Raw genomic sequence first — 23891 nt, forward strand, 5'->3', positions numbered from 1 at the left:
GTCTCGGCACGAGGGAGTGCCGTCCCTCCTTAGTCGGTCTATGTGTGACAGGCGCTGGGAGCCAGCGGAAAATGCCCCTCCATGGTATGAACCCGGGGAGCCGCTGAGTTAATCCGCGCTGTTTGGGTGGCTGTTAGATGTCTGTGCAACAACGTCTAAGGTTACTGCGTGACTCTTCTGCGCGACGAGGGGCTCACCGCCGAGGAACTGGCGGTCTGGCGGATGTTGCAGCGGGCCCAGGTGCGCATCGCCCGCCGCCTGGAGGCCGAGCTGCTCGTGGCCCACGGGCTGCCGCTGGCGTCGTACGAGGTGCTGGCGCAGCTGGCCGAGGCGCCGGGGCGGCGGCTGCGGATGAACGACCTGGCCGACCGCGTCCTGCTCACGCGCAGCGGGCTGACCCGGCTGATCGACCGGTTGCAGCGGCACGGGCTGGTCGGCCGGGAGGCGTGCTCCGACGACGCCCGCGGGCTGTTCGCGGTGCTGACCGAGCCGGGGGCCGCGCGGCTGGCCGAGGCCACGCCCACCTACCTGCGCGGGGTCAAGAGCCAGTTCCTCGACCTGCTGGGCGGGGGCGACGTCGGCGAGGTGCGGGCGCTGCTGGCCCGGCTCGACGTCACTGACGCTTGTTGAGCTCCTCCAGCAGCCGGCCGAGCTCGGCGCGCAGGTAGTCGCGGGTGGCGACCTCGTTCAGGGCCAGGCGCAGGCCGGCGATCTCGCGGGTGAGGTACTCGATCTCGGCCTGGTTGCGGTCGGCGGACTCGCGGTCCTGCTCGTACTGGATGCGGTCGCGGTCGTCCTGGCGGTTCTGGGCGAGCAGGATGAGCGGCGCGGCGTAGCTGGCCTGGAGCGACAACATCAGCGTGAGGAAGATGAACGGGTACGGGTCCCACTTGAGCGCCGGAGGGGCGGCGACGTTCCAGATCACCCAGATCGCTACGAACACCGTCATGTAGACGATGAACCGGGCCGTGCCGAGGAAGCGGGCGATGCGCTCGGACAGGCGGCCGAACGCCTCGGGGTCGTAGTGCGGGCGCAGCGATCGGCGCAGCGCCCGAGGCTGGTCGAGCCGGTCAATGGTCACGGTGGGCCCCCTCGCGCCAGTCGTCGGGAAGCAGGTGGTCGAGGACGTCGTCGACGGTCACCGCGCCGACCAGCCTGCCCAGCTCGTCCACGACCGGCGCGGCGACCAGGTTGTAGTTGGCGAGGAAGGCGTGGACCTGGCGCAGGGTGAAGTCGGGCCTGATCGGGTCGAGCGAGGGGTCGAGCACGCGGCCGAGCAGCGTCGAGGGCGGCTCGCGCAGCAGCCGCTGGAAGTGCGAGACCCCCAGGTACGTGCCGGTCGGCGTCTCGGTGGGCGGCCTGGTCACGTAGACCTGGGCGGCGACGGCGGGCGGCAGGTCCTGCTGGCGGATGTGGGCCAGCGCCTCGGCCACCGTCGCGTTGGGCGGCAGGATGACCGGTTCGCTGGTCATCACGCCGCCCGCGGTGTCGTCGGCGTAGGTCAGCAGCCGCCGCACCGGGGCCGCCTCGCCGGGCTCCATGAGCGCCAGCAGCCTGGCCGCCTGGTCCTCAGGCAGGTCGTGCAGCAGGTCGGCGGCGTCGTCGGGGCTCATCTCCTCCAGGACGTCGGCGGCCCGCTCGGGTTCGAGGGTGCCGAGGATGCCGATCTGGTCGTCGGGCGGCAGCTCCTCCAGCACGTCGGCCAGGCGGTCGTCGGCGAGCTCGCGGGCGATCTCGATGCGCCGCTTGCTGGGCAGCTCGTGCAGGGCGCTGGCCATGTCGGCGGCGCGCAGCGACTCGAACGCGGCGATCAGGCCGGCCGCGCCCTGGTCCTTCTGCAGGGTGTCGAAGCCGGACACCTCGTTCCAGTCGACCGTCCTGGGCTCGCGCCGGCGGCCCTTGAAGAGCGCGACCTTGGTGATCTCCCAGCGGGAGGGCAGGGGCTCCTCCATGGCGACGTCGTAGACGGTCATGGGCTCGTCGCCGACGCTCACGGACAGGTCGAGCATCTCGCCGATGACCAGGGTCTCGGTGGCGCGCTGCTCGAACCTGCGCATGTTCAGCCGTCCGGTGAAGACGACCGCGCCCGCCTCGATGCGGCGCACGCGGGTGATCGGCAGGAACACCCGGCGGCGCGGCTGCACCTCGACGACCATCCCGTGGACCTGGGGATTCCCGGTGAGGCGCAGGCCCACCACGACGTCGCGCACCCGGCCGATCTGATCGCCCGTGGGGTCGAAGACGGGGGTCCCCGCCAGCCGGGCCACGAAGATCTTCACGAGGGCCAGGCTAACAGTGGGACGCCGTTGCGCCCCGGTTGCCTGGCATGTCAGTATCAAACGCATTTAACGCTGATTACTGCACGTAGAGGTGAACCATGAGGCTGACGGGGCTCGCACTGGCATTCGTGTCGTCGTGTTGTTTCGCGTTCTCCGGGCCGATGGCCAAGTACCTCATCACCGCCGGGCTGGCGCCGGTCGAGGCCGTCTGGACGCGGATGGCGGGCGCCGGGCTGCTGCTGGTCGCGGTGCTCGTGGTGGTCAAGCCGCGGGCGCTGCGCATCCCGCGCGCCCGGCTGCCGTTCCTCGGGCTGTACATCGTGATGGCCGTGGCGGGCGTGCAGTCGCTCTACTTCGTCGCGATCACCCGGCTGCCGGTGGGGATCGCGCTGCTGCTGGAGTTCATGGCCCCGGTGATGGTGGTGGCCTGGGTCAGGCTCGTCCGCAAGGTCCGCCTGGCCAAGGCCGCGTACGTGGGCGCGGTGATCGCGTTCGCCGGCCTGGCGATCGTCGTCGAGGCGTGGCAGGGCATGCGGCTGGACGCGTTCGGCCTGCTCCTCGGGCTGCTGGCCGGGGCGTGCTGCGCCGGGTACTTCCTGATGGGCGACAGCATGGGCCCCGACATCGACCTGCTCGGCCTGGTCACCTGGGGCATGATCGGCTCGGCCGTCGTGCTGGTCCCGTTCGCGCAGCCCTGGAACATCCCCTGGGAGGCCTTCACCCTCTCCGTCGCCCCGCAGGGCGGCACCACGCTGCCGGTGCTGGGGGCGTACCTGTGGCTGGTGCTGGTGGCGACGGCGCTGGCGTACATCCTGAGCATGAACATGGTGAAGCGGCTGTCGGCGGCGGTGGGCGCGACGGTCGCCTCGCTGGAGGTCATCGGCGGCGCGGTGGTCGCGTGGGCGCTGGTCGGCGAGACGCTGGGGGTGTTCCAGATCGTCGGCGGGCTGATCGTGCTCAGTGGCGCGCTGCTGGCCCAGACGGCCACCGCGGGCGCCCAGCCCGACCCCGTCCCGGACCGGCCCGTCGAGGTCACCGCCCAGGTCTGAACCCGGCGTTCCCGGGTCAGCGTTCCGGGGTGAGGCGCAGGACGGTGGAGTCGCGGGCCCAGCGCTCGGGCAGGTGCTCGCTGTCGGGGGCGTTGAGCCGCTCCTTGGCCAGCACCGCCACGGCGTCGGCCGCCGCGGCCTGATCGACCACCGAGACCGCCGCGTCGAACTCCACCAGCCGCGCGCCGTTGTCCTTGCTGCGCAGCGTCACGCGCACCCGGTCCAGCGCGCCGAGCCCCGGCAGGTCCTGCTCGCCGCCGCCGGTCACGAGGTAGATGGCGCCGTCGTGCCAGGCGTGCCAGGCCAGGCGCGGGCGGTCGAGGGTGAGCCAGAGGATGCCGGACTTCTTGGCGCCCTCCTCAATGGCCGCGATGTCGTCGCTCACGCTCAGACTGTAACCCTCGAACCGCTCGGGGCTCGCGCGCGTTTCACCGGTATGCGGTCGATCTTCCTTCTGCTCGTCCTCGTCGCGGGGTGCGGCGTCGCCGGACCCGAGCCGCCGCCCGCGTGCGGGACCTCCGCCCGTACGGGCCCGCTGGACACCCGCGTCCTGCGGCAGGTCGTGTACGACTACCCCGCCTCCCCGTCGCCCGAGGCGCTCGCCGGGAAGGTGAAGACCGTCGTCACCGGCCACGTGACGGGCTGGGTCGCCGGGCCCGTGATCGAGGAGGGCATCCCGGGGGACCGCACCCGGTACGTCCTCATGCGCACCCAGGTCGGGAAACGGCTCAAGGGCGCCGCCGCGGACGTCGTGGACGTCGCCTTCTACCAGGGAGCGGCGCTGGACGACGCGGGCACGCCCGTCCACAGCGTGGCCGACTTCACCCGCGCCGTGCCCGCCGGCACCCGGGTGCTGCTGTTCATGAACGACGCCAGACCGTCCGGAAAGGTCGTCGAGGGACGTCCGGTCGTCCACTCCACGCCGCCGCAGGGCGTGATCCTGCACGAGGTGACCGACGATCCGGGAGGCCGGGCCGTCGGAGGCAGGGACGAGATCTTCTCCTCGCCGGGCTGGAACCAGCCGTGCGGCATCGACGGCCTGATCGCCCGCCTGTACGCCCACGGATTCACCGGCTGAACACTTTGCCCTTTTCTGGTGTCCGCCGGGTGCTGTGCCGGGGAGAACCGCATTCATGGGGATCGTCTCGCGCGGCTTCGCCGGAAAACACTTCCGGCGGCCGCGGCCGGAGCTGGCCGGGCGGGTGCCGCCGGGGCAGTATCTGGCGGAGGGGTTCCCGGTGCTCACGGCGGGGGCGACGCAGCACATCCGGACCGAGCGGTGGTCGTTCACCGTCAGGGGCGGCGCGGGCGAGCCCACCTGGACGTGGACGGACCTGCTGTCGCTGCCCGCCGAGCAGTTCACCGTGGACATCCACTGCGTCACCCACTGGAGCAAGCTCGACACCACCTGGACGGGCGTGTCCCTCGACCGGCTGCTGACCGGGGCCGACCGGGCGGCGGGGTACGCGCTGGCCGTCAGCTACGGCGGCTACGCGACCAACCTGCCGGTCGAGGAGATCGTGGACGGCAAGGCGTGGCTGGTCTACGCCTACGAGGGCGCGCCGATCCCGCCCGAGCACGGCGGCCCGGTACGGATGCTGGTGCCCGCCCACTACCTGTGGAAGAGCGCCAAGTGGATCCACGAGCTGTGGCTCATGGACGAGGACCGCCCCGGCTTCTGGGAGCGGTCCGGCTATCACAACTTCGGGGACCCATGGCGGGAACAGCGGTACTACGACGACTGACCTGGCAGCCGGCCACGATCGCCGAGGTCGTCCCGGAGACCGACCAGACGCGTACGCTGCTGCTCGACGTGCCCGGCTGGCCGGGACACCGCGCCGGTCAGCACGTGGACGTGCGGCTGACGGCCGACGACGGCTACCAGGCGACCCGGGCGTACTCGCTGGCCGGCGCGCCCGGCGAGCGGCCCGCGCTCACCGTGGCCAGGGTGGCGGGCGGCGAGGTGTCGCCGTACCTGGTGGACGTGGCCGAGGCCGGCGACCAGGTGGAGGTGCGCGGCCCGATCGGCGGCTACTTCGTGTGGGAGCCGGCGCCGGACCGGCGGCCGCTGCTGCTGGTCGCGGGCGGGTCCGGCGTGGTGCCGCTGCGCTCGATGCTGCGTCACCGCGCCCGGCTGGGCGACGGCACCCCGGTACGGCTGATCTACTCCGTGCGCGACCCCGGCCAGGTGATCTACCGCGACGAGCTGGAGTCCGCCGACGGCGAGGTGAGCTTCGTCTACACCCGATCGGCCCCGACGGACTGGCCCGAGCCCGTGGGCCGCGTGGACCGCTCGCAACTGGCCCGGCTGGCCTGGCCGCCCGCCCACGAGCCGCTGGCCTACGTGTGCGGCCCGACCGCGTTCGTCGAGCACGTCGCCGAGATCCTCACCGCCCTGGGCTACCCGCCCACCGACGTCCGCACCGAGCGGTACGGCTAGGAGAGACACCATGCAACAACCCGTGGACGGCAACGCGGCGGCAGGCCCGCTGGCCCAGTTCTTCGGCCGGGACATGACGGCGGCCCAGGGCGTCTGCGCGCAGTGCGGCATGAACGGCCCGCTGGGGGAGGCCACCGTGTACGGCCCCGCCCCCGGCACCGTGCTGCGCTGCCCGAACTGCGACAACGTGCTCATGACCCTGGTGGAGGCGCCGGGCCGGATGATGGCCGCGATGCCGGGCCTGAGCATGCTGGAGACGTCCGTGCAGGGAGGGCGGTGACCGTGGCCGTCGTCTCCAAGGGCTTCAAGGGGCGTGGCGGGCACGACGACCGGCTGCCGCCCGGCCAGTACCTCACGACCGGCTTCCCCGTCCTGTCGGCGGGCCCGACGCCCCGCCTCGACACCGCGGACTGGACGTTCACCCTGGTCACCGAGGCCGGCCGGGAACGCGTCTGGACCTGGGACGAGCTGCTGGACCTGCCCCAGAGCGCCCCGCACACCGACATCCACTGCGTCACCGGCTGGTCGAAGTTCGACACCGACTGGCAGGGCGTGTCGCTCGACGTCCTGCTCGACGACGTGGACACCGGGGCGGAGTTCGCGGAGGCGTACTGCCACGGCGGCTACACCACCAACCTGCCGCTGGCGGACCTGCGCGACGGAAAGGCGTGGATCGCCCACACCTTCGACGGCGACCCGCTGCCCGCCGAGCACGGCGGCCCGGCCCGCCTGCTGGTCCCGCACCTGTACTTCTGGAAGTCCGCCAAGTGGGTGAAGGGCCTGCGCCTGCTCGACCGCGACCGGCCCGGCTTCTGGGAACGGGCCGGCTACCACAACTACGGCGACCCGTGGCGCGAGCAGCGCTACTGGAACAGCTGATCGTCCCCATAGACGGGGGACGCCTGCCGGAGGCGCCCCCGCAGCCGTTAGCGTGGGCGCATGCGCTCACGTCGTTCCGTGCTCTCCGTGCCGGGCAGCAACCCCCGCTTCCTGGAGAAGGCCCAGACCCTGCCCGCCGACGAGGTCTTCCTCGACCTTGAGGACTCCGTCGCGCCCCTGGCCAAGGACGAGGCCCGCAAGAACGTCGTGACCGCGCTGCGCGAGGGCGACTGGACCGGCAAGACCCGCGTGGTCAGGGTCAACGACCTCACCACGATGTGGACGTACCGGGACGTCATTGAGGTCGTGGAGGGCGCGGGGGAGTTCCTCGACTGCCTGATCCTGCCCAAGGTCCAGGACCCGACCGAGGTCGTCTGGCTCGACACCCTGCTGACCCAGATCGAGCGGTCGATGGGCTACGAGGTCGGCCGCATCGGCATCGAGGCCCAGATCGAGAACGCCCGCGGCCTGGTCAACGTCGACGCCATCGCCGGGTCGTCCAGAAGGCTGGAGGCCCTGGTGTTCGGGCCGGCCGACTTCATGGCCTCGATCAACATGCGCACCCTCGTGGTCGGCGAGCAGCCGCCCGGCTACGACGAGGGCGACGCCTACCACTACATCCTCATGCGCCTGCTGATGGCCGCCAGGATGCACGACCTCCAGGTGATCGACGGCCCCTACCTCCAGATCAAGGACGTCGAGGGCTACCGGAGGGTCGCCCGCCGGGCCGCCGCCCTCGGGTTCGACGGCAAGTGGGTGCTGCACCCCTTGCAGGTGGAGGCGGCCAACGAGGTGTTCTCACCCAGCCAGGAGGACTACGACCACGCCGAGCTGATCCTGGAGGCGTACGAGCACTACACCACCGTGGAGCGGCGCGGCGCGGTCATGCTGGGCGACGAGATGATCGACGAGGCGTCCCGCAAGATGGCGCTCGTCGTGGCCGCCAAGGGCCGGGCGGCCGGTCTGAGCAGGACGAAGTCGTTCACACCTTGACGCCGACCGCCGTGAAGAACCAGAACGACGAGGTCAGCCAGAGCCCGATCAGCGCCGTGAACGCCAGGCCGCCGAGCACGGGCAGCGTCCAGCCCGGTGCGCCGCGCCTGGGCAGCGCCAGCATCTTCGCCGTGAACAGGCCGTAGAAGAAGCAGCCGAGCAGCGAGTGGGCCAGCACGCGCGGCACGTCGTACTGGAGGCCCAGGGCGTACAGGCAGTGGAAGGCGACGGGGATCGTCAGGAGGAACGCGAGCCGCCCCGACCAGCGGTGGACGCCGGCCGGGATCTCGACGCCGAGCCTGCCCCACATCGACAGCGCCGAGACCACCTGGACGACCGCCAGCGCGAACGCCCCCGTCGTCAGCCACGCCTTCATCGGCAGCGCGCCGGAGAACCCGGCCGGGCCGACCGCGAACCCGGTGGGCGTGTGCGCCCGGCCGTAGACGCCGAGCGCCACCGCCACCAGGCCGCCGGCCAGCAGCGGGACCAGGAGCACGGCGGCCGTCCGGCGCGACGGCTGCTGGATGGCGGTCATTGCATCTCCTCGATGAAGTCGTCGACGTCCTGCGGACGGACCGTGGCGCCGGCGACGGTCACGGGGGTGGTCGGCCGCCCGGCGTCCAGCGGGGGGATCCGCACCTGGTCCTGGCCCACGAAGGCGGCGCCGACCTGGTCGTAGCCGCCGCCCGGACGCGGGACGCGGATCCAGCCGGCCCGCAGCCTGGCACCTCTGACCTGCGCGGTCGCCCGGTACAGCCCGGACGGCCGGACCACCGCGGGCGCGTTGAAGCTCCACCTGGAGCCGCCGACGGTCAGGCTGCCCCTGGCCCGTCCGCCGCCGAGCGTGGCCGTCACGCGAGCCGTGCCCGGACCCTTCAGCACGACCCTGCCGCCGGCCTCGCCGCCCTTGAACCAGGCTTCGGCCTTGCCGTCGCAGAAGTAGCCGACGGCCGTGCCGTCGCGGACGGAGATCGCTATCAGGCCGCCGTTGCCCTTGACGTACCCGCCGTAGTCGGCCTTGGGGATCTTCTCGGCCTCCGTCCGCGAGGGCGACGGCGACGAAGTCGGGGACGAGCTGAGGGACGGGGACGGGGGCGGGGTCGGCGCGGCGGCGGCTGCGGTGTCGGGCGCCGGTGTCGCGGTGATGCTGGCGACACCCAGCCCCGCGGCGAGGACTGCGCCCGCCGCCAGGGTGATGAAAGGTCCCAGCCTTGACATGGACTGCTCCCAGGGTCGGAATGCCGTACGAATCCGAGCATCCGCCCAAAGGGGTGAGCCGTCTGTGAACTAATGCTCACCCGGCAGACAGAATGTATGGATGCAGGAGAACCCTGGACCGAATTCGCCATATGGCAGTCAGCCGCCTGGGCCGCCCGTCTATCCTTATGCGCCGCCGCCCGTGCCGCACCAGCGGTCCTGGTTCCTGCCGACGCCGCAGGGTGCGCGTTACGACCATCTCGCCCGCACTCCGGCGAACGAGCCGTGGCGGGCCGTCGTCGGCACGATCGTCGTCGGCCTCGGGTTCTTCGTCATCGGCACCGGCGTGCTGCTCGTGGGCAAGGCGATCGAGTGGATCCTCGGCCTGCCCGTGCCGACCGACCCCGGGCAGATCTTCGGCGATCCGGTGTTCGGGCTGGTCATGGTGCTGCTGTCGATCGCGGCCGTGCTGCCCCTCGTCTTCGGTACGGCCGCGCTCGTCCAGCGCCGCCGGCCGGGCACGTTGTCGTCGGTCGCGGGACGGCTGCGCTGGTCGTGGCTGCTGCGCTGTCTCGGTCTGGCCGTGCTCGCCCTGGTGCTGGGGCAGATCGCGCAGGTCACGGCCCTGTCGTTGTCCGGCGAGGAGTACTCCGACCTGTTCGGCTGGGTCGGCTGGGGGCGGTTCCTGCCCGCCCTCGTGGTGATCGTGCTGCTGGTGCCGTTCCAGGCGGCGACCGAGGAGTACATCTTCCGCGGCTGGTTCGTCCAGGCGGTCGGGGTGCACGTGCGGAATCCGGTGTGGGCGATCGTTCTCGGGTCGTTGTTGTTCGCGTCCCTGCACGGCTATTCGTGGGTGGGGCTGCTCGACGTGTTCGCCTTCGGGGCGGTGATGGGCTGGCTGGCCGTACGGACCGGGGGGCTGGAGGCGCCGATCGCCCTGCACGTGATCAACAACATGCTGGCCTTCGGGCTCAGCGCGGCCTCGGGCAGCCTCCAGGACGCGCTGGACCAGGGCAAGACGGCGATCCCGTGGCAGGCGTTGTCGGGAACGGTGGTGCAGCTCGGGGTGTATGCGATTGGTGTGTTGTATATATCCAAAAAGCGGTCAGTCAGTGCTATTTCTGGATAAATCAGGCGAGAGGTGCGGGAAATCTCGCTAGAGAGGTCTCGCCAATCCGGCTCAGGCATGCTGGTCTGGTTCCTGTGGGCCAGGCGAGGGTGTCACGGAGGTGATCGTTTTGGTGGGACTGGGTAGAAAATAGGCGCATAAGGTGGGACAGGATTTGTGGAACGGTCCGCCACAAACGGCCCGTCCACTCACCGTTTCTCCCGCGCAACCCGGTTGACCAGGTCCGATTAGACGGGTTCCACCTGTACGACGAGTTCGACTAGGAGGTGCGGCGCGTGGCCTCCGGCCCCAGCGATCCGCCACGGCGACCGCCGGACGACGACGACCCGCGTCCTGAGGACGCCTCGGAGCCCCCCTCTGCCGAGGAGCCCAGGATCCGCCACTCCCCGCCCGGTCCCACCGACGATCGGGCCCGGGGCTTACCCTTGACCTCCCCTTGGGGCATGCCGCCGTTCGCGTCCCCGATCCCGGAGGAATCCCCGCAGGAGCCGCCCAAGGGGCGCAGGCCCTACAGCTCGCCGACGGCCGAGCCCGAGGTCGAGCCGCGCCGCCGTCCCCGGCGCGTGGTCAACCGCCCGGACAAGCTGGTCGCCGGCGGTCCGCCGCGCCAGGAGCCGCCCGCCGAGCCGCCCGCCGAGCCGCCGTCCCCGCCCGCCGAGGAGCCGGGGGAGAGCACCGCCCCCGTCAGACCCCACCGCGAGCCGCCGTACCACCTGCCGCTCCCCGCCGACGAGGCCCCCGAACCCGCTGCGGAAGAGCCAGCTCCGCAGTCCGAGGTCCCCGAGCCCGCATCCGACGTGGCCGGGCAGGACGATCCCGAGGTCAGGCGGGTCGGCCGCCCTCCCGGCGGGCGTCCCACCCGACCCGACCTGCTGGTCGCCACCGGCCCGCCGCGTCCCGGCGGGGCCGGCGGCAGGCACCACAGAGGCCCTGCCCCCGCCGCCGTACGCAGGTCCAGCCCCGTGCACCGGGGCAGCAGAGCGGCCCCGATCGCCCTCACCATGGCCCTGGCGCTCCTGGTGGCCGCCGGGGTGCTCGTATGGCGCTGGAGCGACACCGACCCCACAGGGCTGCGCCTGGAGGCCGGCACCGGCCGTTCGGGGGACGACCTCTTCACCGTCCCCGCCGCCGGCGTCGGCACCGACCAGAAGCTCAACGACCTGGTCTCCGTCGGCCGCGCGGTGGTCGCGGTCGGCAGCGACACCACCAGCCCGACCCCGCGCCCGCTCTTCCTGTTCTCGCCCGACGCGGGCCGGCACTGGCAGCTCGGCCAGGTGAGCGGCGCCTCCACGCCCACCGTCCAGCGCGTGGTCGGCGGCGACGGACGCTGGCTGGCCAGCGGCGGCGACGGCCCGTCCGGCGAGCGCGGCCTGTGGACCAGCACCGACGGCTTCAGCTGGACGACCGTCGACCCGGCCGGCATGGCCGCGTTCCGGCCCGGCGACCAGGTCCACGACATCGCCAGGACGGCCTCGGGCTTCGTCGCCGTCGGCGCCACGGCGGGCGAGGGCGGCCCCGGCCCGGCGGCCTGGCGCTCGTCCGACGGCCGGTCCTGGGAGCGTGTGGAGACCAGGGGGCTGGACGTCCAGGAGCTCAGGGCGGTCGTCGCCAAGGGCGACACGGTCGTGGCCGTCGGCCGCCCGGCCGACGGGGGCGGCTCGCGGGTGCTGCGCTCCTCCGACGGCGGCGGCCGGTGGCAGGCGACCGGCTTCCAGCTCCCCGAGGCCGAGCCGCGTACGGGCACGGTGGCCGTGCTGCCCGAACGGTTCGTCCTGGTGCCGACCAGGCAGCGTACGGTCGACGGCGACGTCCGCGTCTACTGCTCGCCCACCGGCGCCCAGTGGTCGCAATGCGGTTCCATCGGCGGCCTGAGCGGCGAGAGCCCGGGGGTGGAGTCGCTGGTCTCCTACCGGTCCGGCGTGGCCGCGATCTACCAGGCCACCTTGGGCAAGTACTCGGTCCTGACCAGCGCCGACGGGCGCGGCTGGGCCAAGCGGGCCGACCTCGGCGACCTGTCGGGCGCCACACTGCGCGGGTTCACGATCTCCGACGGCGGCACCCTGTTCGCCGGCGGCGACCAGGCCGCCTCCGACGTCGACAACCAGCTCGTGCTGATGACCGCGCCGCCGCGCGGCGCCGCCTCCCGCGTCCAGCTCGGCCAGGTGGAGGGGCTGACCAGGGTCTCGCGCGAGACCACCAGGCTGGCCGCCGCCGGCGGCCGGTACGTCGCGGTCGGCTCCGCCTCGGGCGACGCCGGCCTGTGGACGATCAGGAACTGGCAGCGCTGGAAGTCGATGAGCCTCGGCGGCCCCGGCAGGCAGATCCTGGAGGACGTCGCCCACGGCGGGCGCGGCTGGCTGGCGGCCGGCAGCACCCAGACGAACCTGGCCGTCACCGATCCCCTGCTCGTCACCTCCGAGGACGGCGAGACCTGGCGGCGCGTGCCGGTCTCCGGCGACCTGGCCCGCGACCGCGACCAGCCCTACCTGGACACCCACGCCGTCGCGGCGGGCAAGAAGGGCTACGTGCTGGCCGGCGAGTCCCGCGACCAGGCGGGCTCGGCGGCCGCCGCCATGTGGTTCACGCCCGACCTGCGCAAGTTCACCCGGTCCAAGAAGCTGCCCCAGGGCGGCTCGGGCGTACGCGTCCACGACGTGATCGCGACCCAGGGCGGGTACGTCGCGGTCGGCGGGTCCGGATCCGGCGACCGGGAGAGCAGCGTGGTCTGGTTCTCCGACGACGGCGTGAACTGGACCGCCCGCAAGCGCCTCACCCCGCCGGACGCCACGTCGGCCGGGCTGCGGCAGGTCACGACGTACCACGACAAGCTCGTCGCCATCGGTACGGCCGTGACGAACGGCTCACGCCGCGCCTTCTCCGCCGTGTCCGACGACGACGGCGAGAGCTGGACGACGGCGTGGCTGCCCGCCGACCAGGCGGCGGCGGTGCACGACCTGGCCGCGGCCGACCAGGGCCTGGTGGCGGTCGGCTGGCACGGCACGCCTGGTGAGGGCGACAGCGCGGCCTGGGTGTCCCAGGACGGCCTGTCGTGGAACCGCATGTCCCTGACCAGGGACCGGCTCGCCGGCCCCGGCATGCAGGCCCTGACGGCGGTGGCGGTCAGCGGCACGGAGGTGGTGGCGCTCGGCAGGTCCACGACGTACGACACCGACCACCTGATCCTGTGGACCTCCAGCCTCACCGTGGACCGGTGAGCACGTCCCAGTCGGTCAGGCAGCCGAGCAGCCCTTCGGTGAGAGGGAGCAGCGCCAGCTCACCGGGGGCGCACCACCGCACGTCGGCGGCGTCGTCACCGGCGACGGGCACGCCGCCGTCCGAGGTGGCCAGGTAGTCGCGGATCACGTACGTGACGCCGCCCGGCCCGGGACGCTCCACCGCGCCCGCCAGGCGGCCCACCGCGACGCGCAGGCCGGTCTCCTCCATGACCTCGCGGCGCACGCCCTCCGCATCGGTCTCGCCGGGCTCCAGCCGCCCGCCGGGCAGCGACCACAGGCCCTTGCCCGGCGGACGGCCGCGCCGGACGAGAAGAAGCCGGTCAGAGGCGTCGAAAATGATCGCGCCGACACAATTTACGCGCACATGGCCAAGATTACGACGGGATAACAGATGCCGGTCTTGACGCGGCCGTGCCGGAGGAAGCACCGTGGGTAGCTGTGAGAGCGGCTCCTACCTGTCCAAGGTGCTTCGGCCCGCTTCACGGGTCGAGCGGCCTGTCCGGTGTGTTCCATTGCGACACACACGGCGATGTCCTGCCGTACCAGCCTCCGAGAGCGCCTACGGGCGAATCGCTGGAGGCCATGCGGAAACGCTCGGTGGTGCCCGTGTGGCTGCCCTGGCCATTGCCGCCCGGCTGGACGGTGACCGGGTTCGGCGAGGCCGGCGACGAACGTACCGGCTCGCGGGCCAGCGTCGTCGCGCTCAGCGGGCCCTCGCCGATCGAGGGGCCGGCCGACCTGCTGGTCATCGCCGAGGAGCCGGGCGTGGGGCTCGGCGCGACGTTCGCGGGGCTCGACGGGCCCGACCCCGGTGAGGGGTTCGACTCCGGGCCGCCCAACGCCAAGATCGAGGTGATGGGGCATCCCACGGCGATGTGGTGCCTGGACGGCATCGACGACCGCGCCGTCTACGCCGGTGAGGCACTCGGCAACTGGTTGTGGACCATCGCCTGGCCCGCCGAGGCCGGCTGCATGATCGCGATGGCCGAGCTGTCCCTCCAGGACGCCCGCGACCGCGACTTCGAGGTGCCGTTCGGCGGCTTCTCGCCGCGGCTGGAAGACTGAGCGGGCGCAGTGCAGGGCTGAGCACGGTCTGGAGCACGGAGTCGAGCGCAGGGCTGAGTGCAGGGCTGAGCACAAGGATCGCCTCCCCCGGGCGGCCGGTTGGGGGAGCGGTGTCCGGGGTCAGGTTCTTCGTCGAGGCGTTCGTGACGATGTTCGTGATCATGGACCCGCCGGGCGTCATCCCGCTCTTCCTCGCCTACACCTTCGGCCGCACCCCCGCCGAGCGCAGGCGCATCGCCTGGCAGGCCGCGGTGACGGCGTTCTGCCTGGTGGTGGTGTTCGCGGTGTTCGGACGGGCCATCCTGTCGTACCTGCACGTCGAGGTGCCCGCCATGCAGATCGCGGGCGGGCTGCTGCTCCTGCTGGTGGCCCTGGAACTGCTGCGCGGCGCGGCCGAGCCGCGCACCGACACCGTGCGCTCGAACGTGAACGTGGCCCTGGTCCCGCTCGGCACGCCGCTGCTGGCCGGGCCCGGCGCGATCGTGGCGACCATCGTCTTCGCCCAGCAGGCCGAGGGACGCGCCGACGGGCTGGCCGCGCTGATGCTGGCCATCGCGGCCGTGCACATCCTGCTGTGGCTGTTCATGCGCTTCTCGGTCAGCATCATCCGGGTCATCAAGGAGAACGGCGTGGAGCTGGTCACCAGGATCGCCGGCCTGCTGCTCTCGGCGCTCGCGGTGCAACTCATCATCAACGCGATTCGCGCTCTCATGCAGACGGGCTAAAGTTCGGAAGCGTGACAGCGCGTATCGAGCGAGTGGTGACCGAGGGCGTCGTCGACATCGACGGCACCGAGCACAAGGTCGAGAACAACACCTGGATCATCGGTGACGACGACGAAGTCATCGTCATCGACGCGGCGCGTGACGCCGAGAAGATCCTCGAGCAGGTGGGCGAGCGTGAGGTGCTGGCCGTCATCTGCACCGCGGGCCTGCCCGACCACGTCGGCGCGGCCATCGAGGTGGCCAGCAGAGACGAGGCGGTCGTCGCCCTGCACCCCAAGGACAAGCCGCTGTGGCGGGAGACCTGGCGGGAGACCTGGCCCGACATCGACATGGAGGACGACGGCGTCTTCGGCGTCGCCGACGTCCAGCTCGACGTCATGGAGACGCCCGGGGTCTCGCCCGGCGGCATCTCGCTCTACTGCGAGGCGCTCGGGGCCGTCTTCACCGGCAAGGCCCTGCAGGCCGACGGGCCGGGCAAGCTCGGCGGCGAATACCCGGCGCTGGCCGACCAGCTCACCTCGATCGGCGGCCGGCTGTTCACGCTCCCGGCCGACACGCGGGTGCTGGCCAACCACGGCGACGAGGTCACCGTCGGCGACCTTGAGCCGCACTTCGACGACTGGGTGTCGGGCTCGCTGACCCGCGACCCGGCCGCCGCCCGCGACGACGAGGGCCCGCTGACCGACGGCACCAGGATCTCCGGCATCAAGCTCGGCCCCAGCGACGAATAGGTGTACGACCAGCTTCCGCTGGACGGGATGCCGCGGCGGCTCTACGCGTGCACGCCGTCGCGGTTGAACACCTGGCTCGACTGCCGCCGCCGCTACCGGTTCACCTACCTGGACCGGCCGCAGCCCTCCAAGGGGCCCGCCTGGGCGCACAACAGCGTCGGCGCCAGCGTGCACAACGCGCTGGCGGCGTGGTGGCGTGAGCCGTACGAGCGGCGCACGCCGCTGACGGCCGCCGTCCTGCTCACGAACGGGTGGATCACCGAGGGCTTCAGGGACGCCGAGCAGTCGGGGGAGTGGCTGAGCCGGGCCCGCGACCTCGTGTCCGGATATGTCACGACCTTAGATCCGGCCGACGATCCGGTCGGCGTCGAGCGCACGGTCGCCACCCGTACCAAGGTGATCGCGCTGTCCGGGCGCATCGACCGGCTCGACCGGCGCGGCGACGAGCTGGTCGTGGTCGACTACAAGACCGGCCGCCGCCCGCTGACCCAGGACGACGCCCGCTCGTCCCTCGCCCTGGCCACGTACGCGATCGCGGCCTCCACGATGATGCGCACGCCGTGCCGGGCGGTCGAGCTGCACCACCTGCCCACCGGCGAGGTCGTCGAGTGGCGCCACACCGACGAGTCGCTGGGCCGGCACCTGCGCCGCGCCGAGGAGATCGGGGTCGAGGCCGCCACCGCCGACGACCGCTACCGCGCCGTCATGGGCGCCCCCACCTCGGCCAAGCGGCCCGCCTCGGCGGCCGGGCGGGGGGCGGGAGAGCGTCCCGTCGTCGGCCCGGCCCGGGTTCCCGCCGAGCTCGACACGGTGTTCGCGCCCAGCCCCGGCCCGCTCTGCTCGTGGTGCGACTTCCGCCGCCACTGCCCCGAGGGTCAGACCGCCGGATCCGACCGCAATCCCTGGGACGGCCTCGCCGGCTGACCCCCGGGAACGTCCGTCCCCGTCGCCGGCCAGCGGCGGGGGTCGGTCAGGCCCTTGAGCCCCTTGCTCACGTCGTAGCCGGCCGCGCCGAGCCGGGCCCGCGCGCCGGCCAGCATCGCCCGCGTGGACGGCATGAACGCCCGGTCGTGCACCGGCTCGGGCAGCGCGTTCATGCCCAGCCGGAAGGCCCTCAGCGCCGCGCTGACCGCCGCCGGGGGCACCTCGGGCAGGACGCCGTACATGCGGCGGGCCCATTCGGGGAGCGTGTAGTAGCAGAGCGCGCCGAAGGGGAAGTAGGCCGGTTTGCCCGGCGACAACCTGCGCAGCTCCTTCGGCAGCCGGGGCCACAGCAGGAACCGCACGGTCGCCGCCGCCTCCTCGGTGACCCGCAGGGCGGGCCGGACCTGCTTGAAGTAGGCGTCCATCTCGGCGCACGAGCCGGGGACGTCCTCCGGGTGCAGCCCGACGTAGGAGGCGCTCCTGCGCTGCTCGCGCAGGTAGCGGTCGGCCTGCCGCTCGTTCAGCCCGAGCCCGCCGCGCCTGGCCACCTCCAGGTACGACGACACCTCCGCGCAGTGGACCCACAGCAGCAGCTCGGGATCGTCGACCCGGTGCGTGCGCCCGGTAAGCGGATCGGTGATGCGCAGCGCCCTGTGGATGCCGCGCACCCGCCGGCCGATCTCGTCGGCCTCCGCCGGGCTGCCGAACGTCACCCGGCCCACGAAGTCGGCGGTGCGCCGCAGGCGGCCGAACGGGTCGTCCTGGAAGTTGGAGTTCTGCCAGACGCCGAGCATGGCCAGGGGATGCAACGCCTGCAACATGAGGCCGCGTACGCCGCCCACCCACATCGAGCGGTCGAGATGCACCTGCCAGGTCGCGCTCCGAGGCGCCTGGACGACGAGTTCGTCCGTCATAGCAGGTGCATGATTACATCACATTGGACCTTGTGTCCAAATAGTGCTTCTCGGCCGCGTTCCAGAACCTGACCAGCGCCGCGGCCGTCGTCTCCGGCGCCTCGACGGCGGGGGAGTGGACCGCGCCGGGTACGACCACGCACTCGGCGCCGAGCCGGGCGGCCGTCTCGGACTGGGTCTCGGGCGACCAGCCGTCGTCGTGCTCGCCGTAGAGGACCAGGGTGGGGATCTCGATCTGACGCAGCTCGTCGGTGCGGTCGTGCATGTGCAGGACCTGCTCGGCCATCTGGGCCAGGCCCGTGGGGGAGTTGGTCAGCAGCCGCTTGCGCAGGAACGCCATGATCTCGTCGGAGACGTCGGCGGCCAGCGCCTCGGGCTCCATCCGGTGGTGCCAGAGGTGTTCGAGCCCCTGGGACGGGATCTCCTCCATGATCTCCCGGCCGTTGCGCGCCCGCCTGCCCTCGATGGCCGCGGGGCCGGAGCTCATCAGCGTGAACGAGGCGAACCGGGTGCGCCCGTCGATCACGGCCTCGCGCGCGACCAGGCCGCCGAAGGAGTGGCCCACCAGGTGGACGGGGTCGCCGCCGCCGAGGGCCTGGGCGAGCAGGTCGACGTCGGCCCCCAGGGCGGCGCAGGTGTAGGCGGCGGGGTCGTCGGGGCCCGGGGTCTCGTACTGGCCGCGCAGGTCGACGGCCACCACCCGGCGGCCGGACTGCGCCAGGGTCATCAGGACCGCGATGAAGTCCTCCTTGCTGCCGGTCAGGCCGGGGACCAGGAGGGCGGGCCAGCGCTCGACCACTCCGCTGACCGGAAGCGCCTCCAGAGCCGCGAACGCACCCTGGGGCGTTTCGAGCTTCTGCGGCGTCACACCGGGCGGCAGGTCGAGGAATCGCGGCGTACTCACGTGGGGCAACAATACCCAGAGGTCAGCGCCTCGACACCGGCAAACGGACTACGCTGATGCGAGTTCTGGGGAGTTGTGAGCTATGCGTGATCTCGATGTCCGCCCGGCGACCTCGTGGGCGGACGTGCTCACCGTCTTCGGGCCGCGTGGTGCCTGCGCCGACTGCTGGTGCATGTGGTTCAGGGTGGGCGGGGCACAATTCCGGGCCATGGAGGCCGGTGAGCGCCGTGACCGCCTCCAGGGGCTCGTGGAGGGCCCTGGGGCGGCTCCGGGGGTCCTGGCCTACCTGGAGGGCACACCTGTCGGCTGGTGCGCTGTGGGGCCGCGTGAGGAGCACGTACGGCTCGTCCGCTCGCCCGTCACCAAGCCCGCCGACCCGGAGGAGACCGGTGTGTGGTCGGTGACCTGCTTCTACGTGACCCGCGCCGGACGCGGCCAGGGGGTCACCGCCGCCCTGCTGGCCGGCGCGGTCTCGTACGCGGCCGAGCAGGGGGCGCGGGCGGTCGAGGGATACCCCACGGACTCCGGCAGGAGCCTCCAGGCCAGTGAGCTCTACCACGGCTGGCTCTCGCTCTTCGAGGACGCCGGCTTCAAGGAGACCGGACGCCGGTCGCCGACGCGTCCGGTCATGCGGCTGGGCCTGGCATAGGCCCGTACAAACCATCCGTACAGACGAGAAGGCGCGCGCCCCGCGAACGGGACGCGCGCCTTCTCGATGTTGTCGCTAGCCGGCGCGGCGGCGGTTGCCGCCACCGCCACCGCCACGGGACTGGCGGCGCTGCTGCTTGCGCTCGGTCGCCGCGGACGGCGCGATGTCGTCGTCGTCCGTGGCCAGGTCGGGCGACTGGAAGATCACCGCGAACGGGCTCGGCGGGATGATCCGCTCCGGCTCCTGGCGGACCGGCGGCGGAGGCGTGGCCAGGAAGCTCGGCTCCGGCACGGACTCCACGACCGGCGCCCTCACCGGCTCCACGACCGGCTCCACGACCGGCTCCACGACCGGCTCGGGAGCGGCCTCGGCCGCACGGCGCCTGGAGGGCGCCTCGGCGGCCTTCTCGCGGGAACGCGTGTCGGGGGCCTCGGCCTGGTCGGCCCTGCGGGAGCGGGTCCGCTTCGCCGGGGTCTCCGGCGTCTCGGTCAGCGCCTGCTCGATGGCCGACGACGCGGCCCCCCTGCTGCGGACACGCGTGCGCTTCGGCTCTGCGGCCTGGACCTCGTCGGGCGTGAAGATGGCGGGAGTCTCCTCCGTCTTGGCGGCCACGATCTCGACCTCCGGCGTCTCGGGTGCGGTTTCGGCCAGCTCTCTGCCGCCGCGGGTGCGGCGACGCTGGCGCGTGGCGCGGGCCGGGCGCTCCTCGCGCTCTTCCCGCTCCTCGCGACGGCGGTTGCCGCCGCGGGTCCGGGCCCGGCCGGTCTCACCGAGGTCCTCGATGCGCTCGGCCGACAGCCCCGCGCGCGAACGGCTCGCGTGCGGCAGGACGCCCTTGGTGCCCGCGGGGATGTTCAGCTCGGTGTAGACGTGCGGTGAGGTGGAGTAGGTCTCCTCGGGCTCGGCGAAGTCGAGGCCGAGCATCTGGTTGATCATCTTCCAGCGGGTCAGCTCCTCCCACTCCACGAAGGTGACCGAGATGCCCGTGCGCCCGGCCCGGCCGGTACGGCCGATGCGGTGCACGTAGGTCTTGTCGTCGGAGGGGCAGTCGTAGTTGACCACGTGGGTGACGTCGTCGATGTCGATGCCGCGGGCCGCCACGTCGGTGGCCACCAGCACGTCGATCTTGCCCGCCCGGAAGGCCCGCAGCGCCTGCTCGCGCTGGCCCTGACCGAGGTCGCCGTGGACGGCCGCGACCGCGAAACCACGCGTGTCGAGCTGTTCGGCGACCATGTCGCAGGCCCGCTTGGTCTCGCAGAAGACCATGGTGAGCCCGCGGCCCTCGGCCTGGAGCAGCCGGGCGACGATCTCGATCTTGTCCATCCGGTGGGCGCGCCAGACGATCTGACGCACCTGCGGGGTGGCCTCGCCCTCGCCGCTCTCCATCTCCGCGCGTACGTGGGTGGGACGGTTGAGGTATTTGCGGGACAGCGAGACGATCTCGCCCGGCATGGTGGCCGAGAACAACATCGTCTGCCGCTCCGCGGGGATCAGCTTGAAGATCCGCTCGATGTCGGGCATGAAGCCCAGGTCCATCATCCGGTCGGCCTCGTCGAGCACGAGGGACGTGACCTGGCTGAGGTCGAGGTGCTTCTGCTTGACCAGGTCGAGCAGACGGCCCGGGGTGCCGACGATGACGTCGACCCCGGCCTTGAGCGCCTCGATCTGCGGCTCGTACGCCCGGCCGCCGTAGACGGTCAGGACCCGGGAGCCGAGCTTGCCGGCCGCAGTGACCAGGTCTTCGCTGACCTGGACGGCCAGCTCACGGGTCGGCACGACGACCAGCCCGCGGGGCTTCTTGCGGTTCTTGCGCGGCTTGCCGATGCTCTGGAGCATCGCGATGCCGAACGCGTAGGTCTTGCCCGTACCCGTGCGCGCCTGGCCGATGAGGTCCTGGCCGCTCAGGGCGAGCGGTAGCGCCATCTCCTGGATGGGGAACGGTGTGACGATACCCTCGGTCTCGAGGGCATCGGCGATTTCTGGTGTGACTCCGAGGTCTCGGAAAGTCGTCAGCGTGGCCTGCCTCAGTCTCAAATGAAGGCGGGCCTGCCGGGACCGACGGGCGGAAAACAGCCCCCGTTACGTGGGTCCTCGCGGTAGAGCCAGCCCTCTCGCGTCATCGCGACCGCGCACCCGGGGAATCGGGGGTTATCGGGGGAATCCCCCGAACTAACACAGTGCGGTCGCACTTTCACAGAGCAGTGTACTCGATACCACAACGCTGGCCGAGCTCGCTTATGTTCCCGAAGATTCAGCGAAGTACGCTGCCCCCATGAAGGAGTCTCCTGGAGTCGTCGACCTGCTCGGTGTTCTAGCTTACGCGGAACTCAGCGCGTACGCCCGGATGACCGAGGACGCCACCACCCTGGCGCCCTCGCTCGCCGACCGCGCCGCGCTCAGCGAGCTGGCCGCGGCCGAGTACGCCCACTTCCGCCTGCTGCGCGACCGCCTGGCCGAGCTGGGGGCCGATCCGGAGCAGGCGATGACGCCCTTCGTGACGGCCCTGGACGCCTGGCACGCCCAGACCCGGCCGGCCGACTGGCTGCAGGCCCTGGTCAAGACGTACGTGGGGGACGGGATCGCGCTCGACTTCTACCGCGAGGCCGCCCGGCACCTGGAACCGTCGATCGGCAAGCTGGTGGACGAGGTGCTGGTCGACGAGGCGCGGTCGCAGTTCGCCGTCGAGCGGGTCAGGGCGGGGATCGAGGCCGATCCGACGGCGGGCGGACGGCTGGCGCTGTGGGCCCGGCGGCTCGTCGGCGAGGCGCTCAGCCAGGGGCAGCAGGTGGCGGCGGCGCGGCCGGAGCTGGCGATGCTGCTGGTGGAGTCGGCCAAGGCGGCCGGCGGGGAGGCGGCCGACATCTCACGCCTCTTCGCGACCCTGACGGAGGCGCACAACAAGCGGATGGCCGCGCTCGGCATCTAGCTCCCCATCGACCTTCACAAGAGCTTGTGGCGTCCGGGGAGGGAGCCGACGGTGGACGTCGATGACGAGGTGCTCGGTGGCAGGACCGCCCGCCGTACGGGATCGAGGGGGGCGGACGATGCTCAAGCTGGTCACCCGGCGGGAGCAGCTCGCGGGCCGGGGCGTCGAACATTTCGATACGGCTTGCAGATGTTGAAGATGCCGGTCTGGTCGTGGAGGGGGGCGAGGGTACAAAAGGGATGTAACGTGCCAGACATGAGGGCCTCGCGCCGCTACGGCAGTTCCTTGACGAGATGTGGGCCGAATCGCTGGACCTCGCGCGCTGTGTTGCGGAGGGGGAGCGCTGAGTGTCCGACGGGCGAGCCGAAACAGGATGACGCCGACCGGCGCCGCCCCGCCCGAGGCTGCCGGCTCACGGACCCACGCGACCACCCCGGCCACCCCTGACCTCGGCTCCCCTCACGTCAAAGGTGATGGGTCCCCTGGGGGGCGTGGTGAGGGGTGCCGTGTGGCCTCGTGAGGGGTACGGCAGTTGGCCGTACCCCTGGTGGGTGGGTTAGAGGGTGCCGCCGAAGCCGACCGGCCTGGACTCGTCCTCACCGATCTCGACGAACCCCAACGAGGCCACCGGCACGACCACGCGCCGGCCCTTGACGTCGGTGATGGCGAACACGCCGCGATCGACCGACAGCGCGTTCCTGATCTCTTCTTCGACCTGCTCGGCGGAGAGGTCGGTCTCGACAACGAGTTCGCGGTGTACGGAGCGTACGCCGATCTTGACTTCCATCGTGGCTCCCTAGTCGACTGGGCTAGCGCTCAGTCCCATCGTCGCCGCTCCGAGGCCCGGAGACGGTGAATGATCGCGCCCAGCGAACGGGTTATGCCGTACGCGGAAAACCGCTGATCCCCCGCCAGGCGAGCCGCGCCATGAGCTGCTCGGCCGCGTCCTTGGGGATCGAGCCCTGTGCGGTGACCCAGTAGCGGGCGCTCACCTCGGCCATGCCGACCAGGCCGACGCCGAGCAGGTGGGCCTCGTCGCTGGTGCAGCCGGTGTCCTCCTGGATGACCGCGCTGACCATCTCGGCGCACTCCTGGAGGGACCGCTCCACCCGCTGGCGCACGGGCGCGACGTTGCGCAGGTCGGACTCGAAGACGAGCCGGAACGCCTCCCCCTGCGTGGAGACGAAGTCGAAGAACGCGCTGAACGTGGCCTGCACCCGCAGCTTGTTCTCGTGAGTGGAGGCCAGGGCCTCGCGGCACCGGTTGACCATGTCGTCGACGTGCAGGTCGAGCAGCGCGAGGTAGAGCTCCAGCTTGCCGGGGAAGTGCTGGTAGAGCACCGGCTTGCTGACCCCGGCCCGATCGGCGATCTCGTCCATGGCGGCCGCGTGGTAGCCGTTCTCCACGAAAACTTCCTGCGCGGCGCTCAGCAGTTGCCGGCGTCGGGCCAGTCGGGGCAGCCGGGTGCCCCGGGGCTTCGCGTCCGGGGTTGCGGTCACGCGGGTCTCCATTGGTCTCTCAGCGAACTGTGCCGACATCCTACGTGCGGCCGGTCGACACCTCGGTGGTCATCGTCATACACGCTCGGTCTGGCGGGTGGCCCGTGGCTCAGCGGTAGTCGTCGTCGTCGTAATCGACGACGCGGTCCTGGTCGGCGGCGTCGGCGGGGTCGGCGTCGAGCGGGACCTCGCGGCGCGCCCCGCCGGCCTCCTGCCGGACCTCGCGATGCTGCTCGGCGGCGTCGGCCTCGGGCGTCTCCGGCGACAATTCCTCTTCTTCCTCCTCCTCGTCGTAGACATTCTCGTCCCCGCGGGTGTCCATTTCCGACATCTCGGTCCCCCTCTTGGTGTG

General features: G+C 71.9%; 28 protein-coding genes. 16 read left to right on the forward strand and 12 right to left on the reverse strand.

Going from position 1 to position 23891, the window contains the following annotated elements; all coding sequences use genetic code 11:
* The first annotated feature begins 168 nt into the window (after positions 1 to 168).
* Positions 169 to 630 (forward strand): MarR family winged helix-turn-helix transcriptional regulator, encoded by a 462-nt coding sequence (locus tag ACWCSU_RS40000; protein ID WP_357704282.1) that lies wholly within the window; start codon positions 169 to 171, stop codon positions 628 to 630.
* Here the strand turns inward: ACWCSU_RS40000 and ACWCSU_RS40005 are convergent.
* Together ACWCSU_RS40005 and ACWCSU_RS40010 are read right to left on the reverse strand one after the other, a co-directional pair.
* Positions 614 to 1081, reverse strand: a complete 468-nt coding sequence (locus ACWCSU_RS40005; RefSeq protein WP_357704284.1) for a DUF1003 domain-containing protein — start codon at positions 1079 to 1081, stop codon at positions 614 to 616. The two genes, ACWCSU_RS40000 and ACWCSU_RS40005, sit on opposite strands and share 17 nt — an antisense overlap.
* Positions 1071 to 2279, reverse strand: a complete 1209-nt coding sequence (locus ACWCSU_RS40010; RefSeq protein ID WP_449941982.1) for a magnesium transporter MgtE N-terminal domain-containing protein — start codon at positions 2277 to 2279, stop codon at positions 1071 to 1073. The genes ACWCSU_RS40005 and ACWCSU_RS40010 overlap by 11 nt, the downstream gene beginning before the upstream one ends.
* Positions 2280 to 2377: 98 nt before the next feature.
* Here ACWCSU_RS40010 and ACWCSU_RS40015 point away from each other — a divergent pair, with 98 nt between their 5' ends.
* The gene (locus ACWCSU_RS40015; RefSeq protein WP_397038599.1) at positions 2378 to 3328 is read left to right on the forward strand and encodes an EamA family transporter; all 951 of its coding nucleotides are present in this window, start codon (positions 2378 to 2380) and stop codon (positions 3326 to 3328) included.
* A 16-nt stretch (positions 3329 to 3344) separates the two neighbouring features.
* Here the strand turns inward: ACWCSU_RS40015 and ACWCSU_RS40020 are convergent, their stop codons facing one another.
* Positions 3345 to 3713 carry a hypothetical protein gene (locus tag ACWCSU_RS40020; RefSeq protein WP_357704288.1) on the reverse strand — a complete coding sequence of 123 codons (369 nt, stop codon included), beginning with the start codon at positions 3711 to 3713 and terminating at the stop codon, positions 3345 to 3347.
* 51 nt (positions 3714 to 3764) lie between these two features.
* Here ACWCSU_RS40020 and ACWCSU_RS40025 point away from each other — a divergent pair, with 51 nt between their 5' ends.
* The 6 genes from ACWCSU_RS40025 to ACWCSU_RS40050 are packed head-to-tail and all read left to right on the forward strand — an operon-like array spanning position 3765 to position 7640.
* Complete coding sequence (locus ACWCSU_RS40025) at positions 3765 to 4406, forward strand: hypothetical protein (RefSeq protein WP_449941983.1); 642 nt, start codon at positions 3765 to 3767, stop codon at positions 4404 to 4406.
* A 55-nt stretch (positions 4407 to 4461) separates the two neighbouring features.
* A complete protein-coding gene (locus tag ACWCSU_RS40030) occupies positions 4462 to 5073 on the forward strand; it encodes a molybdopterin-dependent oxidoreductase (RefSeq protein ID WP_357704296.1) in 612 nt (203 codons plus the stop codon).
* Positions 5043 to 5768, forward strand: a complete 726-nt coding sequence (locus ACWCSU_RS40035) for a ferredoxin reductase (protein ID WP_357704297.1) — start codon at positions 5043 to 5045, stop codon at positions 5766 to 5768. Before ACWCSU_RS40030 ends, ACWCSU_RS40035 begins: the two co-directional genes overlap by 31 nt.
* Positions 5769 to 5778: 10 nt before the next feature.
* Positions 5779 to 6048, forward strand: a complete 270-nt coding sequence (locus ACWCSU_RS40040) for a DUF6510 family protein (RefSeq protein WP_364098760.1) — start codon at positions 5779 to 5781, stop codon at positions 6046 to 6048.
* 2 nt (positions 6049 to 6050) lie between these two features.
* Positions 6051 to 6647, forward strand: coding sequence for a sulfite oxidase-like oxidoreductase (locus tag ACWCSU_RS40045; RefSeq protein ID WP_449942019.1), 597 nt, complete (start codon positions 6051 to 6053; stop codon positions 6645 to 6647).
* A 60-nt stretch (positions 6648 to 6707) separates the two neighbouring features.
* Positions 6708 to 7640: an HpcH/HpaI aldolase/citrate lyase family protein gene (locus ACWCSU_RS40050; RefSeq protein WP_357704301.1), complete on the forward strand. Its 933-nt coding sequence runs from the start codon at positions 6708 to 6710 to the stop codon at positions 7638 to 7640.
* On the opposite strand, the gene ACWCSU_RS40055 is transcribed toward ACWCSU_RS40050, so the two are convergent.
* Both ACWCSU_RS40055 and ACWCSU_RS40060 read right to left on the reverse strand, forming a co-directional pair.
* Positions 7630 to 8175, reverse strand: coding sequence for a DUF6529 family protein (locus ACWCSU_RS40055; protein WP_449941984.1), 546 nt, complete (start codon positions 8173 to 8175; stop codon positions 7630 to 7632). The genes ACWCSU_RS40050 and ACWCSU_RS40055 overlap by 11 nt on opposite strands.
* A complete protein-coding gene (locus tag ACWCSU_RS40060) occupies positions 8172 to 8858 on the reverse strand; it encodes a hypothetical protein (RefSeq protein ID WP_449941985.1) in 687 nt (228 codons plus the stop codon). The genes ACWCSU_RS40055 and ACWCSU_RS40060 overlap by 4 nt, the downstream gene beginning before the upstream one ends.
* A gap of 181 nt (positions 8859 to 9039) precedes the next feature.
* On the opposite strand from ACWCSU_RS40060, the gene ACWCSU_RS40065 reads away from it, so the two are divergent.
* Both ACWCSU_RS40065 and ACWCSU_RS40070 read left to right on the forward strand, forming a co-directional pair.
* The gene (locus ACWCSU_RS40065) at positions 9040 to 9966 is read left to right on the forward strand and encodes a lysostaphin resistance A-like protein (RefSeq protein ID WP_397038609.1); all 927 of its coding nucleotides are present in this window, start codon (positions 9040 to 9042) and stop codon (positions 9964 to 9966) included.
* A gap of 443 nt (positions 9967 to 10409) precedes the next feature.
* The gene (locus ACWCSU_RS40070; protein WP_449941986.1) at positions 10410 to 13181 is read left to right on the forward strand and encodes a hypothetical protein; all 2772 of its coding nucleotides are present in this window, start codon (positions 10410 to 10412) and stop codon (positions 13179 to 13181) included.
* Here the strand turns inward: ACWCSU_RS40070 and ACWCSU_RS40075 are convergent.
* Positions 13165 to 13566: an NUDIX hydrolase gene (locus ACWCSU_RS40075; RefSeq protein WP_357704311.1), complete on the reverse strand. Its 402-nt coding sequence runs from the start codon at positions 13564 to 13566 to the stop codon at positions 13165 to 13167. The genes ACWCSU_RS40070 and ACWCSU_RS40075 overlap by 17 nt on opposite strands.
* Before the next feature lie 74 nt (positions 13567 to 13640).
* Here ACWCSU_RS40075 and ACWCSU_RS40080 point away from each other — a divergent pair, with 74 nt between their 5' ends.
* The 4 genes from ACWCSU_RS40080 to ACWCSU_RS40095 all read left to right on the forward strand — a co-directional run bounded on the left by ACWCSU_RS40080 (position 13641) and on the right by ACWCSU_RS40095 (position 16647).
* Positions 13641 to 14267: a DUF6758 family protein gene (locus ACWCSU_RS40080; protein WP_449941987.1), complete on the forward strand. Its 627-nt coding sequence runs from the start codon at positions 13641 to 13643 to the stop codon at positions 14265 to 14267.
* 110 nt (positions 14268 to 14377) lie between these two features.
* On the forward strand, positions 14378 to 14992 hold the full coding sequence (locus ACWCSU_RS40085) for a MarC family protein (RefSeq protein WP_357704315.1): 615 nt from the start codon (positions 14378 to 14380) through the stop codon (positions 14990 to 14992).
* A gap of 11 nt (positions 14993 to 15003) precedes the next feature.
* Positions 15004 to 15723 (forward strand): MBL fold metallo-hydrolase, encoded by a 720-nt coding sequence (locus ACWCSU_RS40090; protein WP_449941988.1) that lies wholly within the window; start codon positions 15004 to 15006, stop codon positions 15721 to 15723.
* Positions 15724 to 16647, forward strand: coding sequence for a RecB family exonuclease (locus ACWCSU_RS40095; protein WP_449941989.1), 924 nt, complete (start codon positions 15724 to 15726; stop codon positions 16645 to 16647).
* On the opposite strand, the gene ACWCSU_RS40100 is transcribed toward ACWCSU_RS40095, so the two are convergent.
* Positions 16599 to 17561, reverse strand: a complete 963-nt coding sequence (locus tag ACWCSU_RS40100) for an oxygenase MpaB family protein (RefSeq protein ID WP_449941990.1) — start codon at positions 17559 to 17561, stop codon at positions 16599 to 16601. The two genes, ACWCSU_RS40095 and ACWCSU_RS40100, sit on opposite strands and share 49 nt — an antisense overlap.
* 13 nt (positions 17562 to 17574) lie before the next feature.
* Positions 17575 to 18465, reverse strand: coding sequence for an alpha/beta fold hydrolase (locus tag ACWCSU_RS40105; protein WP_357704322.1), 891 nt, complete (start codon positions 18463 to 18465; stop codon positions 17575 to 17577).
* Between the two features lie 82 nt (positions 18466 to 18547).
* On the opposite strand from ACWCSU_RS40105, the gene ACWCSU_RS40110 reads away from it, so the two are divergent.
* Positions 18548 to 19114 carry an N-acetyltransferase family protein gene (locus tag ACWCSU_RS40110; RefSeq protein WP_449941991.1) on the forward strand — a complete coding sequence of 189 codons (567 nt, stop codon included), beginning with the start codon at positions 18548 to 18550 and terminating at the stop codon, positions 19112 to 19114.
* A 75-nt stretch (positions 19115 to 19189) separates the two neighbouring features.
* On the opposite strand, the gene ACWCSU_RS40115 is transcribed toward ACWCSU_RS40110, so the two are convergent.
* Positions 19190 to 21037 (reverse strand): DEAD/DEAH box helicase, encoded by a 1848-nt coding sequence (locus ACWCSU_RS40115; protein ID WP_449941992.1) that lies wholly within the window; start codon positions 21035 to 21037, stop codon positions 19190 to 19192.
* Between the two features lie 349 nt (positions 21038 to 21386).
* Between ACWCSU_RS40115 and ACWCSU_RS40120 the strand changes: the two genes are divergently transcribed.
* Positions 21387 to 22040 carry a ferritin-like fold-containing protein gene (locus ACWCSU_RS40120; protein WP_357708336.1) on the forward strand — a complete coding sequence of 218 codons (654 nt, stop codon included), beginning with the start codon at positions 21387 to 21389 and terminating at the stop codon, positions 22038 to 22040.
* A gap of 556 nt (positions 22041 to 22596) precedes the next feature.
* On the opposite strand, the gene ACWCSU_RS40125 is transcribed toward ACWCSU_RS40120, so the two are convergent.
* From ACWCSU_RS40125 to ACWCSU_RS40135, 3 genes are all read right to left on the reverse strand, one after another.
* A complete protein-coding gene (locus ACWCSU_RS40125; protein ID WP_352352848.1) occupies positions 22597 to 22827 on the reverse strand; it encodes a DUF3107 domain-containing protein in 231 nt (76 codons plus the stop codon).
* A 91-nt stretch (positions 22828 to 22918) separates the two neighbouring features.
* Positions 22919 to 23539: a TetR/AcrR family transcriptional regulator gene (locus ACWCSU_RS40130; protein ID WP_352319259.1), complete on the reverse strand. Its 621-nt coding sequence runs from the start codon at positions 23537 to 23539 to the stop codon at positions 22919 to 22921.
* A gap of 109 nt (positions 23540 to 23648) precedes the next feature.
* Positions 23649 to 23870 (reverse strand): hypothetical protein, encoded by a 222-nt coding sequence (locus tag ACWCSU_RS40135; RefSeq protein WP_364102808.1) that lies wholly within the window; start codon positions 23868 to 23870, stop codon positions 23649 to 23651.
* Positions 23871 to 23891 lie beyond the last annotated feature (21 nt).

The sequence above is a fragment of the Nonomuraea sp. NPDC001699 genome, from assembly GCF_053596455.1.

Bases quoted from the DNA above. Each gene is read 5' to 3' on its own strand.
- ACWCSU_RS40100 (WP_449941990.1), bottom strand. From the start codon at position 17,561: ATGACGGACGAACTCGTCGTCCAGGCGCCTCGGAGCGCGACCTGGCAG.
- ACWCSU_RS40035 (WP_357704297.1), top strand. From the start codon at position 5,043: ATGGCGGGAACAGCGGTACTACGACGACTGACCTGGCAGCCGGCCACG.
- ACWCSU_RS40025 (WP_449941983.1), top strand. From the start codon at position 3,765: ATGCGGTCGATCTTCCTTCTGCTCGTCCTCGTCGCGGGGTGCGGCGTC.
- ACWCSU_RS40030 (WP_357704296.1), top strand. From the start codon at position 4,462: ATGGGGATCGTCTCGCGCGGCTTCGCCGGAAAACACTTCCGGCGGCCG.
- ACWCSU_RS40070 (WP_449941986.1), top strand. From the start codon at position 10,410: ATGCCGCCGTTCGCGTCCCCGATCCCGGAGGAATCCCCGCAGGAGCCG.
- ACWCSU_RS40050 (WP_357704301.1), top strand. From the start codon at position 6,708: ATGCGCTCACGTCGTTCCGTGCTCTCCGTGCCGGGCAGCAACCCCCGC.
- ACWCSU_RS40015 (WP_397038599.1), top strand. From the start codon at position 2,378: ATGAGGCTGACGGGGCTCGCACTGGCATTCGTGTCGTCGTGTTGTTTC.
- ACWCSU_RS40135 (WP_364102808.1), bottom strand. From the start codon at position 23,870: ATGTCGGAAATGGACACCCGCGGGGACGAGAATGTCTACGACGAGGAG.
- ACWCSU_RS40040 (WP_364098760.1), top strand. From the start codon at position 5,779: ATGCAACAACCCGTGGACGGCAACGCGGCGGCAGGCCCGCTGGCCCAG.
- ACWCSU_RS40110 (WP_449941991.1), top strand. From the start codon at position 18,548: ATGCGTGATCTCGATGTCCGCCCGGCGACCTCGTGGGCGGACGTGCTC.
- ACWCSU_RS40120 (WP_357708336.1), top strand. From the start codon at position 21,387: ATGAAGGAGTCTCCTGGAGTCGTCGACCTGCTCGGTGTTCTAGCTTAC.
- ACWCSU_RS40060 (WP_449941985.1), bottom strand. From the start codon at position 8,858: ATGTCAAGGCTGGGACCTTTCATCACCCTGGCGGCGGGCGCAGTCCTC.
- ACWCSU_RS40055 (WP_449941984.1), bottom strand. From the start codon at position 8,175: ATGACCGCCATCCAGCAGCCGTCGCGCCGGACGGCCGCCGTGCTCCTG.
- ACWCSU_RS40125 (WP_352352848.1), bottom strand. From the start codon at position 22,827: ATGGAAGTCAAGATCGGCGTACGCTCCGTACACCGCGAACTCGTTGTC.
- ACWCSU_RS40115 (WP_449941992.1), bottom strand. From the start codon at position 21,037: ATGGCGCTACCGCTCGCCCTGAGCGGCCAGGACCTCATCGGCCAGGCG.